This is a genomic window from Actimicrobium sp. CCI2.3 (genome assembly GCF_035019065.1).
Lineage (GTDB): Bacteria > Pseudomonadota > Gammaproteobacteria > Burkholderiales > Burkholderiaceae_D > Actimicrobium.
The window spans coordinates 24,744-37,651 of the sequence record NZ_JASJWR010000025.1 but is presented as its reverse complement, the minus strand read 5'-3'; the positions used below and the strand labels follow the sequence as shown (position 1 = coordinate 37,651).

The 12,908-nt window shown below is 59.1% G+C and carries 11 protein-coding genes; all 11 read left to right on the top strand.

Annotated features, from left to right (window positions below; all coding sequences use genetic code 11):
• Positions 1–28: 28 nt before the first annotated feature.
• The 11 genes from recN (at position 29) to QN370_RS14425 (ending at position 12,903) form a co-directional block, all read left to right on the top strand.
• The gene (gene recN, locus QN370_RS14475) at positions 29–1,684 is read left to right on the top strand and encodes a DNA repair protein RecN (protein WP_322128683.1); all 1,656 of its coding nucleotides are present in this window, start codon (positions 29–31) and stop codon (positions 1,682–1,684) included.
• A 53-nt stretch (positions 1,685–1,737) separates the two neighbouring features.
• Positions 1,738–2,844, top strand: a complete 1,107-nt coding sequence (hemH, locus tag QN370_RS14470) for a ferrochelatase (RefSeq protein WP_322128682.1) — start codon at positions 1,738–1,740, stop codon at positions 2,842–2,844.
• Between the two features lie 111 nt (positions 2,845–2,955).
• Entirely contained in the window at positions 2,956–3,510 is a 555-nt protein-coding gene (gene grpE, locus QN370_RS14465) for a nucleotide exchange factor GrpE (protein WP_322128681.1), read from the top strand.
• 151 nt (positions 3,511–3,661) lie between these two features.
• The gene (gene dnaK / locus QN370_RS14460; protein ID WP_322128680.1) at positions 3,662–5,608 is read left to right on the top strand and encodes a molecular chaperone DnaK; all 1,947 of its coding nucleotides are present in this window, start codon (positions 3,662–3,664) and stop codon (positions 5,606–5,608) included.
• Positions 5,609–5,712: 104 nt separating this feature from the next.
• Entirely contained in the window at positions 5,713–6,870 is a 1,158-nt protein-coding gene (gene dnaJ, locus QN370_RS14455; RefSeq protein ID WP_322128679.1) for a molecular chaperone DnaJ, read from the top strand.
• Between the two features lie 89 nt (positions 6,871–6,959).
• Entirely contained in the window at positions 6,960–7,580 is a 621-nt protein-coding gene (locus tag QN370_RS14450) for a chalcone isomerase family protein (RefSeq protein WP_322128678.1), read from the top strand.
• Positions 7,581–7,688: 108 nt separating this feature from the next.
• The gene (locus QN370_RS14445; protein ID WP_322128677.1) at positions 7,689–8,786 is read left to right on the top strand and encodes an HD domain-containing phosphohydrolase; all 1,098 of its coding nucleotides are present in this window, start codon (positions 7,689–7,691) and stop codon (positions 8,784–8,786) included.
• A gap of 231 nt (positions 8,787–9,017) precedes the next feature.
• Entirely contained in the window at positions 9,018–10,181 is a 1,164-nt protein-coding gene (locus QN370_RS14440) for an FAD-dependent oxidoreductase (protein ID WP_322128676.1), read from the top strand.
• A gap of 36 nt (positions 10,182–10,217) precedes the next feature.
• Entirely contained in the window at positions 10,218–10,889 is a 672-nt protein-coding gene (gene can / locus QN370_RS14435; RefSeq protein ID WP_322128675.1) for a carbonate dehydratase, read from the top strand.
• A 104-nt stretch (positions 10,890–10,993) separates the two neighbouring features.
• Positions 10,994–12,004, top strand: coding sequence for an ABC transporter permease subunit (locus QN370_RS14430; protein ID WP_322128674.1), 1,011 nt, complete (start codon positions 10,994–10,996; stop codon positions 12,002–12,004).
• A complete protein-coding gene (locus tag QN370_RS14425; RefSeq protein WP_322128673.1) occupies positions 12,001–12,903 on the top strand; it encodes an ABC transporter permease subunit in 903 nt (300 codons plus the stop codon). The genes QN370_RS14430 and QN370_RS14425 overlap by 4 nt, the downstream gene beginning before the upstream one ends.
• Positions 12,904–12,908 lie beyond the last annotated feature (5 nt).

Sequence of the window (12,908 nt, the reverse complement as noted above, 5' to 3'; positions counted from 1 at the left end):
GCCTGCGGCCCACCTGAAAAGAATCACCATGCTGCGCACCCTGACCATCCGTGACTTCGTTATCGTTGACTTGATCGAGCTGGATTTTTCCGCCGGGTTTTCAGTCCTGACCGGAGAGACCGGTGCTGGCAAATCAATCCTGATTGATGCCTTGGCGCTGGCATTGGGCGGGCGCGGCGACGCCAGCGTGGTGCGCGATGGGGCTGCCAAAGCCGATATCAGCGCCGACTATTCGACTTATGCCGAAGCCGATCTCTGGCTCGCCGCGCACGACTTCGCCAGTCCGGACGGCGGTGTGTTGTTGCGCCGGGTCATTGACAATGCCGGTCGCTCGAAAGCCTACATCAACGGCATTGCCGCCACCGCGACACAGTTGCGAGATCTGGGCGAATTGCTGGTCGATATCCACGGCCAGCATGCGCATCAATCGCTACTCAAGACCGAGGCACAACGCCAGTTACTCGATACCCAGGCAAGCCTGCAGGAACAGGTCAGGGCCGTGGGTGCGGCTTACAAAACCTGGCGTGCCGTCGGCAAGCAGCGCGAAGAATTCGAGGTCAATGCCAAGAACGTGCTGCTCGAACGCGAACGGCTCGAATGGCAGGTCGGCGAACTCGACAAGCTCGCCGCGAAGGAGGGCGAGTGGGCCGAGATCACCACCGAACATAGCCGTCTGTCGCACGCCGCGAGTCTGATTGACGGTGCGCAGGAGGCGCTGACCGCGATCTCCGAATCCGAATCCGATGCCGTACCGATGCTGTCGCAACTGACCGCGCTCAATCTACGTCTGGGCAAGCTGGCCGATATCGATGAGGGCCTCAAGCCGGTGCTCGATTTGCTGGAGCCGGCGCGTATCCAGTTGCAGGAGGCGGTCTATGCGCTCAATGATTATCTTGGTCGGCTCGAACTCGATCCGCGTCGCCTGCAGCAAGTCGAGCAGCGACTGAGCGACCTGCATTCAACGGCACGCAAATTTCATGTGACGCCGGAAGAGTTGCCGCAGGAGTTCGCGTCGCTGTCGGCGCAACTGCGCCAGTTGGCCGATGCCAGCGACCTCGATGCGTTGCGCGCCCAGGAAGAAAAGCTCAAGGATGCCTATCTCGTCCTGGCAAAAAAATTATCGGCGGCACGAACCAAAGCGGCCCGAGTACTCGGCGATGCCGTGACCAGCGCGATGCAGGAACTGAGCATGGCTGGCGGGCGTTTTGAAGTCGCGCTGGTACCGTGTGCACCGGCTGTGTTCGGTATCGAACAGATCGAATTTCTGGTCGCCGGTCATGCCGGCAGCTTGCCGCGACCATTGGCCAAGGTGGCGTCGGGCGGTGAATTGGCGCGTATCGCGCTGGCCATTTCGGTGATCGCCTCGACGGCCACTTCGACACCGACGCTGATCTTCGATGAAGTCGACAGCGGCATTGGCGGCGGCGTTGCCGAAGTGGTCGGACGTCTGCTGAAAAAACTCGGGCAGGAACGTCAGGTGCTGTGCGTGACGCATTTGCCGCAAGTCGCCAGCCAGGCCAATCAGCATCTGCAGGTCAGCAAGTTCAATGCCGCTGGCAAGACCGTCTCGCGCATCGCGTCGCTCGACAACAAGTCGCGTGTCGAAGAAATCGCCCGCATGCTGGGCGGCATCGAAATTACCGCCACCACGCGCAAGCATGCCCGCGAACTGCTGGCGTCCTGATCCACCGAATTCATCCGACCTTCGCTCTCACACTCTTCAAAGGCAACATCGCAATGGCATTCAACAAAGCCCCCGAGTACACCCACGGCAGCGCCGTCAAGACGGCCGTTGTGCTGGTTAATCTCGGCACGCCCGACGAAGCCGATGCGCCGTCGGTGCGCCGTTACCTCAAGCAATTCTTGTCCGATCCGCGCGTGGTGGAAATTCCGCGTGCGATCTGGTGGCTGATCCTGAACGGCATCATTTTGCCGATCCGCGCCAGCAAGTCGGCGGCCAAATATGCGCTGATCTGGACCAAGGAAGGATCGCCGCTGAAAGTCCACACGGAAAAACAGTCAACCATGCTGCGCGGCTACCTTGGCGAGCAGGGGCATGCCGTGGAAGTTCGCTACGCAATGAGCTACGGCAATCCGTCGTTACCCGATGTGCTCAATGCATTGCAGGTCGAAGGATGCGACCGGATTCTGATCGTGCCCGCCTACCCGCAATATTCGGCGACCACGACCGCATCCATCTTCGATGCGGTGACCAGTCACTATCGCACCGTGCGCAATATTCCCGAGCTGCGTTTTATCAAGCATTACCACGATGATCCGGCTTATATCGCCGCCTTGAAGGAGTCCGTGCTGACGCACTGGCAAAGTAACGGGCGTGGCAACAAGCTGGTGCTGAGTTTTCATGGCGTACCCAAGCGCACCCTGCTGCTGGGTGATCCCTACCACTGCGAGTGCTACAAGACCGCGCGGCTGCTGCGGACGGCGCTGGGGCTGACGCAGGACGAATTGCTGGTGACGTTCCAGTCGCGCTTCGGCAAGGCCGAATGGTTGCAGCCATACACCGCCCCGACTCTCGTGCAACTGGCGAAAGACGGGCTTGAGCGGGTTGACATCATGTGTCCGGGTTTCACGAGCGACTGCCTCGAAACGCTGGAAGAAATCTCGCTGGAAGCCAAGCACGACTTCCTCGAAGCCGGTGGCAAGGAATTCCATTACATCCCGTGTGTCAATGAAGCGCCCTCCTGGGTTGGCGCACTGGCCACGATTACCGCGCGTCATCTGCAAGGCTGGCCGACACAGCAAAGCGACGCCGACAAAGAAGCCGACAGCGCCCAGAACGTCATCGCCGCCAACGAAGCTCGCCGCCTGGGAGCGCCAAAATAATCCAATTCGGCCTGTGATAATCCCCTTGTAAAAGTGTGGCATAGCCCCATTTGCCACTCACTTTGTACTTAATCACATTATTGAAGTCACTGACTGTCGGAGGATTTTTAGATGCAAGACCAGGAAAAGCAACCCGTTGTGAACCCACAGGCAGAGGCGAGCCCGGCAGCAGCGCAAGCTCCCGAGCCAGAGCAAGAAGTCAGTAGTGCCGAGCCATCGCTGGAAAGCCGTCTCGTCGAAGCAGAAACCCGCGCCGCCGAGATGCATGACGCGTTCTTGCGTGCCAAGGCCGACACCGAAAATTTTCGCCGTCGCGCGCAGGAAGACATTGCCCGTGCCCACAAGTTTGCCATCGAAGGCTTTGCCGAGGCGCTGGTGCCCGTGATGGACAGTCTGGACATGGCGCTGCGGGTCGAGTCGCCGTCGGTCGAGTCGCTCAAGGAAGGTGTCGAAATGACGCTCAAGCAGTTGTCATCAGCGTTCGAGCGCAACCGCCTGATCGCAGTGGCACCGCAACCGGGTGACAAACTCGATCCGATGAAGCACCAGGCCATCTCGATGGTGCCGGCAGACCAGGACGCCAACACCATTGTCAGCGTGCTGCAAAAGGGGTACATGATCGCCGACCGTCTGTTGCGGCCGGCACTGGTCACGGTGGCCCAGTAACGCATTACCAAACGCATTACCGACACTTATTACGAAAAAAAGCACTTGAATGCCGCTTGAAAGTCAGTAGTGGCTCCCAATATTCAAGTCAGAAAATCGACGCAAACGTCATCGTTATCCAGTTATCCAGTCATTAAAGGAAAAAAATATCATGGGCAAAATCATCGGCATCGACCTCGGTACCACCAACTCCTGCGTATCGATCATGGAAGGCGGCCAGCCTAAAGTGATCGAAAACGCGGAAGGTGCACGCACTACGCCATCGATCATCGCGTATCTCGAAGACGGCGAAATCCTGGTAGGTGCGCCTGCCAAGCGGCAGGCCGTGACCAATCCGAAGAACACGCTGTACGCCGTCAAGCGTCTGATCGGCCGCAAGTTCGATGAAAAAGAAGTGCAAAAAGATATCGGGCTCATGCCATACCAGATCGTCAAGGCCGACAACGGCGACGCCTGGATTTCGGTGCGCGACAAGAAGCTGGCAGCCCAGCAGATTTCCGCCGAAGTGCTGCGCAAGATGAAAAAAACCGCTGAAGACTACCTCGGCGAAGAAGTCACCGAAGCCGTCATCACGGTGCCGGCCTATTTCAACGATGCCCAGCGCCAGGCAACCAAGGATGCGGGTCGCATCGCTGGTCTGGATGTCAAGCGCATCATCAACGAGCCGACCGCTGCCGCACTGGCCTTCGGTCTCGACAAGAACGGCAAGGGCGATCGCAAGATTGCTGTCTATGACCTGGGCGGCGGTACCTTCGACGTCTCGATCATTGAAATCGCAGATGTCGATGGCGAAATGCAGTTTGAAGTGCTGTCGACCAATGGCGACACCTTCCTCGGCGGCGAAGACTTCGACCAGCGCATCATCGATTTCATCATTGACGAATTCAAGAAGATCAACGGTATCGACCTGTCCAAGGATGCGATTGCGTTGCAGCGGATCAAGGGTTCGGCCGAGCGCGCCAAGATCGAACTGTCGTCGGCCCAGCAAACCGAAATCAACGAGCCTTACATTGCGATGGCCAACGGCGCACCAGTCCATCTGAACCTGAAGATGACCCGCGCCAAGCTGGAATCGCTGGTCGAGGAACTGATCCTGAAGACCATCGAGCCATGCCGCACCGCGATCAAGGATGCCGGCGTCAAGGTCTCCGACATCGATGACATCATCCTGGTGGGCGGCATGACCCGGATGCCAAAAGTGCAGGAAAAGGTCAAGGAATTCTTTGGCAAGGACCCGCGCAAGGACGTGAACCCGGATGAAGCCGTCGCCGTTGGTGCCGCGATTCAGGGTGCCGTGTTGTCTGGCGAGCGCAAGGATTTGCTGTTGCTGGACGTCACACCGCTGTCGCTTGGTATTGAAACACTGGGTGGCGTGATGACCAAGATGATCCAGAAGAACACCACGATCCCGACCAAATTCAGCCAGGTGTTTTCGACCGCCGACGACAACCAGCCTGCAGTGACCATCAAGGTCTATCAGGGTGAGCGCGAAATGGCCGCCGGTAACAAGGGTCTGGGCGAATTCAACCTCGAAGGCATTCCGCCATCGTCACGCGGCACGCCGCAAATTGAAGTCACCTTTGACATCGATGCCAACGGTATTCTTCACGTCGGCGCGAAAGACAAGGCTACCGGCAAAGAGAACAAGATCACGATCAAGGCCAACTCGGGTCTGACCGAAGAAGAGATCCAGAAGATGGTGCGCGATGCCGAAGCCAATGCCGAAGACGACAAGCGTCTGAAGGAACTGGCCGAAGCGCACAATCAGGGCGATGCACTGGTGCACTCGACCCGCAAGGCGGTCGCCGAATACGGTGACAAGCTCGATGCTGCCGAAAAAGACAAAATCGATGGCGCGATCAAGGATCTCGAAGCAGCCCTGAAAGGCAGCGACAAGGCCGATATCGACGCCAAGTCGGCTTCCCTGTCGACCGCAGCGCAATCGCTCGGTGAAAAAATGTATGCCGATGCCCAAGCCAAGCAGGCCGCTTCCGGCGCTGCTGCCGGTGGTGCCGAAGCAGGCCCGTCGGGCGAAGCAAAAGCCAAGGAAGAAGACGTGGTTGATGCGGAGTTCAAGGAAGTGAAAGACAGCAAGTAAAATAGCGGTCTGTCAGGTCGGCCAGCGACAGCTGCGCCGACTCGCCGAGTAGAGCCGACCGCTCGACTCGGCTTTTTTGTTTAGATTCTAGAGGGCGCCGAATAATGGCAAAACGCGATTTTTACGAAATACTGGGCGTGGCCAAGAACGCGACGGACGAAGAAATCAAAAAGTCCTATCGCAAGCTGGCCATGAAATACCATCCTGACCGCAATCCCGATAGCAAGGGATCGGAAGACAAATTCAAGGAGGCCAAGGAGGCCTACGAGATGCTGTCCGACCCGCAAAAACGCGAAGCGTTTGACCGGTATGGTCACGCTGGTGTCGATCCCAATATGGGTGGCGGCGGCGGTGGCGGCGGGTTTGGCGGTGCCGGTGCCGGCGGATTCTCGGATGCGTTCGGCGATATCTTCGGCGACATCTTCGGCAATGCGGCGCGTGGTGGCGGTGGCGGCGGTCGCAGTGCCGGACCGCAGGTTTATCGCGGCGCTGATTTGCGCTACAACCTCGACATCACGCTCGAACAAGCCGCGCACGGTTTCGATACGACGATCCGCGTTCCGTCCTGGGATAGCTGCGAAATTTGCCACGGTAGCGGTGCCAAGCCAGGTACGCAACCGACTACCTGCCCGACTTGTGCCGGTCACGGTCAGGTGCGCATGCAGCAGGGCTTTTTCAGCATCCAGCAAACCTGTCCGAAGTGTCACGGTACCGGCAAGGTGATTCCCGAGCCGTGTGCGACGTGCGCCGGTGCGGGACGCATCAAGCGCAACAAGACACTGGAAGTCAAGATTCCGGCCGGTATCGATGATGGCATGCGGATTCGTTCGTCGGGCAATGGTGAGCCAGGCATGAACGGCGGACCGCCGGGCGATCTGTATGTCGAGATTCATATCAAGCAGCATCCGGTATTCCAGCGCGAAGGCGATGACCTGCATTGCGAGATTCCGATTTCGTATGCGAAGGCGGCACTCGGTGGCGAGATCGAAGTGCCTACGCTCAGTGGCAAGGCGTCGTTCACGTTGCCCGAAGGCACACAGACTGGCAAGACCTTCCGTCTGCGCAGCAAAGGCGTCAAGGGCGTGCGCTCCGGTTACGCTGGCGATCTGTTCTGTCATGTCGTGATCGAGACGCCGGTCAAGCTGACCGAACGTCAGCGCGAATTGCTGCGGGAGTTCGAGGAATCGACCAATGAAAGCGGTGCCAAACACAGTCCGCAATCGAAGTCCTGGACCGAAAAGGTCAAGGGTTTCTTCGAGTAAGCATGGTGCGATCCGATCACCGCCGCTCCGGATTCAGGAGTCGGCGGTTTTTTTTGGCCAAACGGTCTATCTGCCTCGAGGATCAAGACATGACTGTGCGTCAATTCATGCGCATGCTGTTGTTTGCGTTGATAGCGCTCGCCGCACTGGTGCCGGTGACGGTGCCTGCGGCTAATGTCGACGGTATCCGCTTTGACGATAGCGTGACCGTGGCAGGTCAGGAACTCAAACTCAATGGCGCGGGGTTCCGTTTCAAGGCAATTTTCAAGGCGTATGCGGCAGGTTTGTACCTGGTCGAACGGTGTACCACTTTGCCGGAAGTGGTTGCTGTCGGTGGTGCGCGCCGCGTGCGCATCGTGCTGTTGCGCGATGTGAGTAGCGAGGCATTCAGACAGGCATTTCTCGACGGCATCCGGAAAAACATGGATCGCAGCGAGAGAACCAGGCTGGCATCGCAACTGGTGCGATTAAATACACAGCTCGGTGCGAGTGCCGGTTTGCGCAATGGTGACGTGCTTGTTGCAGACTGGATTCCTGGAGTCGGAACCGTGTTCCTGCTCAACGGTCAGAAATTTGGCGAGCCGTTACCTGATCTGGCTTTTTTTAATGCGATATTGAAAATCTGGCTAGGCGACAAGCCGGCCGATGCCGGACTCAAGCGGTTGATGCTGGGCGATATTCCCGACGAGACACTGCGCGATGAGCACTGAGTTTCGCAGAGGATGGACGATAATTTGTTAATTTCTTGCATGGAAAATGTCACATTGTGGCTCAAACTACGGCATACTTTGAGCCCATGAAATTCCGCGCTACTCACCATGTCTGATCGTCCATTTGCCGACACGCCTGCCGGGCTTCCGGCTGTCATGCCGACCGTGGTGGTAATAGATCATCAGAGTACCGGCCGGCTGATTCTGGCCGAGGTCATCAAGGGGATAGACCGGCGTATTCACATCGTGATGTTTTCCGATCCGGTCGTGGCAATCGACTACGTGCGGCAAAATCCGGTCGATCTCGTGCTGACTGATTTCAAGATGCCGGTGCTCGATGGCGTCGAAACCATCCGCCAGTTGCGCCGTCTGTACAGCTATGAACAATTACCGATCGTGATGACGACCGTTGTCAGCGACAGGGAAGTACGCCACAGTGCCTTTGAGGCCGGGGCGACGGACTTTCTGATCCGGCCGGTTGATCCGGTCGAGTGTCGCGCCCGTTGCCAGAATTTGTTGAACCTGCGCCAGCAATATCTGATTAACAGCAATCACGCGCTGGCACTCGAGCAGCGCGTGGCGGAAGTCACGCGCGAACTGCGTCTGCGCGAGGTCGAAACGCTGGTCCGGCTGGCGCGGGCGTCTGACCTGCGTGATGCTGTCACCGGCGCGCATCTCAAGCGCATGGCCAAATATTCTGGCCTGATCGCGCGCCGGCTGGGTCTGTCGGAGGATGAGGCGGAAACGATAGAACTGGCTGCGCCCATGCATGACATCGGCAAAATTTGCATGCCGGATACGGTCATGCACAAGTCCGACCTGCTCAATGCCGACGAACTGGCCATCATGCACAGGCATGCGCGCATCGGTCATGACATTCTGAAAGACAGCCCCTCGCGCTTCCTTCAGGTAGCCGCCAGCATCGCCTTGCATCATCATGAAAAATTCGATGGCAGTGGTTATCCGTTCGGTCTGGCTGGTGCGGCGATTCCGCTCCCGGCACGCATCGTTGCACTGGCCGATGTGTTCGATGCGCTGACTTCAGCACGCCCCTACAAGGCTCCGTGGGAATGGGCCGTAGCGCTCGATTTTCTGGTAGCGCAAAAAGGGTTGCACTTCGATCCTGAACTGGTCGACGTGTTCGTTCGTCACGCCGACGAGGCAGTGCTGATTTACCGCAGCCTGGTCGATTCGGTGCCGACCTAGTCACCTTGCGTGCGGCGTCTCGGCCATGCTGAAACGACTCGCAGCCAGCAGGGGGCGCTGCACTGCTCACACGCAGAAAAGAATGCCTTCTCTCCAGGATAAACGAGCGCTGGGATCTTTTTTTTGGGGACTTCTTGTGAGTATTTCGGCTTGCTGCGGGTTGCGGCGGTTCGGCATGATGACAAGGATGGCGTGGTATCGTGACCTGTCAATTTTTTAGTGAGTCCGTCCTTGACCCCCACTCCCAAACGCCTGCTACTGATCGGTGGCGGGCATGCCCATTTGTTCGTCCTGGAAGCACTGATCAAGCAACCGCCTGACCTGCGTGCCCGACTCGATGTAACACTGCTCAGTCGTGAACTCGATACACCGTACTCCGGCATGTTGCCCGGACTGGTCGCCGGCCACTACCGCACGATGGAATGCCATGTCGACTTGCGTGCGCTGGCCGCCGCCGCCGGTGTGCGGCTGGTGCAAGCGACGGTGAAGCGACTGGACCTGACCGGTAACCGGGTCTTCACGGACGACGAGAGCTGGGAGTTCGATCTGGTCTCGCTCGATATCGGCTCGACGCCGCCGGTCGATGGCATCCCCGGTGCCGCCGCGACGGGTTTGTCAGTCAAGCCGATCGATCGTTTTTTGCAGCAGTGGAATGAACTGCAAAGCCGGGTCGATCAGCTGGTACGGCCAGTCCACATGGTGATGGTCGGCGGTGGTGCCGGTGGGGTCGAACTGGTGCTGGCCATGTCCTACCGATTGCGTGCACACCGGGACCGCGTCAAGTGGTCGCTGGTCAGTCGCGGCGAATTGCTGCCCGGCTACCCGCGACGGGCCGCCCGCTTGATGGCGGCCCGGCTGACCGCAGCCGGCGTGGCGATACGCACCGGCAGTCCGATCGCGCGGGTCGAAGCCGATCATCTGGTGTTTGCCGACGGTAGCATCGCCACCTGCGATCAGGTCCTGTGGGCAACCGGATCGGCGGCAGCGCAATGGCCATCTGCAGCGGGTCTGGCGAGCGTCGATGACGGTTTCATCAGCATCAATCCCTACTTGCAATCCGTCAGTCATCCCCATGTGTTTGCTGCTGGGGACATGGCAACCGACATCACGCAGCGGCGTCCGAAGGCCGGCGTGTTCGCAGTTAGGCAAGGACCGGTACTGGCAGAAAACCTGTTGCGGTATGCGGCCGGCCAACCGTTGCTGCCGTATCGCGCCCAGCGTCACTATCTGTCCCTGCTATCCGGCGGCGGCCAGCATGCCGTAGCGTCCTGGTACGGTCTGGTCTGGCAGGGCGGCTGGGTGTGGCAGTGGAAGAACCGGATCGACCGACGCTTCATGCAGCGCTTCAGTCATCCTTTTGAATCAAATGGCAAGAATTCGCCTGCAAGAAGGTAAAATCACGCGCGCTTAGATCCTTCCAGAAAGTATTCCATGACCAACCCCATCAAGAACAGCGACGCACTGGAGCACCTGCTGCAGAATAATCGCAGTTGGGCCGCGTCGATGATCGACCAGGATGCTGAATTTTTCCGCAAGCTGGCGGCCCAGCAATCGCCTAACTATCTATGGATCGGTTGCTCTGACAGCCGCGTGCCGGCCAGTGAAATCGTTGATCTGTTGCCGGGTGAATTGTTCGTGCATCGCAATATCGCCAACGTGGTGTGCCATTCCGACCTGAACTGCCTGTCGGTACTCCAGTTCGCCATTGATGTGCTCAAGGTCAAGCATGTGATCGTGACCGGTCATTACGGTTGTTCCGGCGTGCATGCGGCGATGACTGGGCGGCGCGTCGGTCTGGCTGATAACTGGCTGCGCCACGTCCAGGACGTGCATCAGAAACATGAGCGCTATTTCGGTGACGTGATTCCGAAAGGCGAGCAACTCGATCGCTTGTGCGAACTCAATGTGATCGAGCAAGTCGGCAATGTCTGCCAGACCACGCTGGTGCAGGATGCGTGGGAACGCGGCCAGGAACTGACCATCCATAGCTGGATTTACGGCATCAAGGATGGCTTGCTGCGCGACCTCGGTGTCACGGTCAGCAACCCGGAAGAGCTGGCCATCAAGATGCCAGCCAGCCTGGCAAGATACGAATTGCGGTAGGCGTGCGGCCTTGCCGCATCAGGCCAGCACTCCACGTTACAATGCGACCCCTGCCGGTTCACAAGACTGGCGGTGCTCCTTTTACTTGAACGAACAGGCACCCCATGTTTGGATTCTTCTTGCGTCGTGCAGGATTGGTCATTCCGACCTTTCTTGGCATCACGCTGCTGGTGTTTTCCCTGATCCACATGATTCCCGGCGACGCCGTCGAAGCCATGTCCGGCGAGCGCGGTATGGACGCGGCACGGTATGCCCGTCTGCTGCATGAATTTGGACTCGACCGGCCGCTGTATGTGCAGTACTTCGATTATCTGTGGCACGTGCTGCAAGGCGACCTGGGTCGCTCGATCACGACGCAGGAACCGGTGCTGCGTGAATTCCTGACGCTGTTTCCGGCCACCATCGAACTGTCGATCTGCGCGATGCTGGTGGCACTGGTCGTGGGTGTGCCAGCCGGCATGCTCGCCGCGCTCAAGCGCAATACGGTGCTCGATTACTCGGTGATGGGGGTCTCGCTGACCGGTTATTCGATGCCGGTATTCTGGTGGGCCCTGTTGCTGATCATGCTGTTCTCGGTCACGCTGGGCTGGACGCCGGTGTCGGGGCGCATCGATATCCTGTTCGACCTGCCTCCGGTGACCGGCTTCATGCTGATCGACAGTCTGCTGTCGGGCGAGCCGGGTGCGTTCAAGTCGGCCGTCTCGCACCTGATCCTGCCGGCCATCGCGCTGGGCACGATCCCGCTGGCGGTGGTGGCGCGCATGACGCGCTCGTCGATGCTGGAAGTACTGCGCGAAGATTACGTGCGCACCGCGCGTGCCAAGGGCCTGTCGCGCTGGCGCGTGATCGGTGTGCATGCGCTGCGCAATGCGCTCATTCCGGTGATCACGGTGATCGGTCTGCAAGTCGGTACGCTGCTGGCCGGCGCAATCCTGACCGAGACGATTTTTTCCTGGCCGGGGATTGGCAAGTGGCTGGTCGAAGCCATCCGGCGACGCGATTATCCGGTGGTGCAGGGCGGCATCTTGCTGTCGGCGACCATCATCATCGTGGTTAACCTGATTGTTGACGTGCTGTACGGCGTCATCAATCCACGCATCCGGCACAGCGCATGAGCGCCGTCCGTGGAGAGGTGCAAATAAAAGCACAGGCACAGCCGCATCCGCTGCGCGAACTGTGGAATTACTTCAGCCAGAATCGCGGTGCGGTGATCGGCCTGACAGTGGTGATTCTGCTGGTGCTGATCGCGCTGTCAGCCAATCTGATCGCGCCGCATTCGCCGATCGCGCAATTCCGTGATGCGACGCTGGCACCACCGATGTGGCAAGCCGGCGGCAGTAGCAAGTTCATTCTCGGCACCGATCCGGTCGGGCGCGACATGCTGTCGCGGTTGATCCATGGCACGCGGCTATCGCTGGTGATCGGGCTGGTGTCGGTCACGCTGTCGCTGACCATCGGCGTACTCATCGGCCTGATTGCCGGATTTTTTCGCGGTGTCGTTGAAGTGGCGCTGATGCGCTTGATGGACATCATGCTGGCGCTGCCGAGTCTGCTGCTGGCGGTGGCGGTGGTGGCTATCCTCGGGCCCGGCCTGATGAATGCGATGTACGCGATTGCCATCGTGATGCTGCCACATTACGCGCGCCAGACCCGCGCGGCGGTCATCGGTGAAATGCAGAAGGATTACGTCAGTGCCTCGCGCATCGCCGGTGCCGGCACGGTGCGGCTGATGTTCAATTGCGTGCTACCGAATTGTGCCGCACCGCTGATCGTGCAAGCTACGCTGGGATTTTCCAGTGCCATTCTCGATGCTGCCGCGCTCGGTTTTCTCGGACTCGGCGCGCAACCGCCGACGCCGGAATGGGGTTCGATGCTGGCCAGTGCGCTTGAGTTCATCCAGAGCGCCTGGTGGGTGGTGACCTTCCCGGGCCTGGCGATTCTGGTCTCGGTGCTGGCCTTCAATTTGATGGGCGACGGTTTGCGTGACGCGCTCGACCCGAAACTGAAACGGTGACCACG

Coding starts and splice junctions, on each gene's coding strand:
- dnaK (WP_322128680.1), top strand. CDS start 3,662: ATGGGCAAAATCATCGGCATCGACCTCGGTACCACCAACTCCTGCGTA.
- can (WP_322128675.1), top strand. CDS start 10,218: ATGACCAACCCCATCAAGAACAGCGACGCACTGGAGCACCTGCTGCAG.
- recN (WP_322128683.1), top strand. CDS start 29: ATGCTGCGCACCCTGACCATCCGTGACTTCGTTATCGTTGACTTGATC.
- dnaJ (WP_322128679.1), top strand. CDS start 5,713: ATGGCAAAACGCGATTTTTACGAAATACTGGGCGTGGCCAAGAACGCG.
- QN370_RS14425 (WP_322128673.1), top strand. CDS start 12,001: ATGAGCGCCGTCCGTGGAGAGGTGCAAATAAAAGCACAGGCACAGCCG.
- grpE (WP_322128681.1), top strand. CDS start 2,956: ATGCAAGACCAGGAAAAGCAACCCGTTGTGAACCCACAGGCAGAGGCG.
- QN370_RS14445 (WP_322128677.1), top strand. CDS start 7,689: ATGTCTGATCGTCCATTTGCCGACACGCCTGCCGGGCTTCCGGCTGTC.
- QN370_RS14450 (WP_322128678.1), top strand. CDS start 6,960: ATGACTGTGCGTCAATTCATGCGCATGCTGTTGTTTGCGTTGATAGCG.
- QN370_RS14430 (WP_322128674.1), top strand. CDS start 10,994: ATGTTTGGATTCTTCTTGCGTCGTGCAGGATTGGTCATTCCGACCTTT.
- hemH (WP_322128682.1), top strand. CDS start 1,738: ATGGCATTCAACAAAGCCCCCGAGTACACCCACGGCAGCGCCGTCAAG.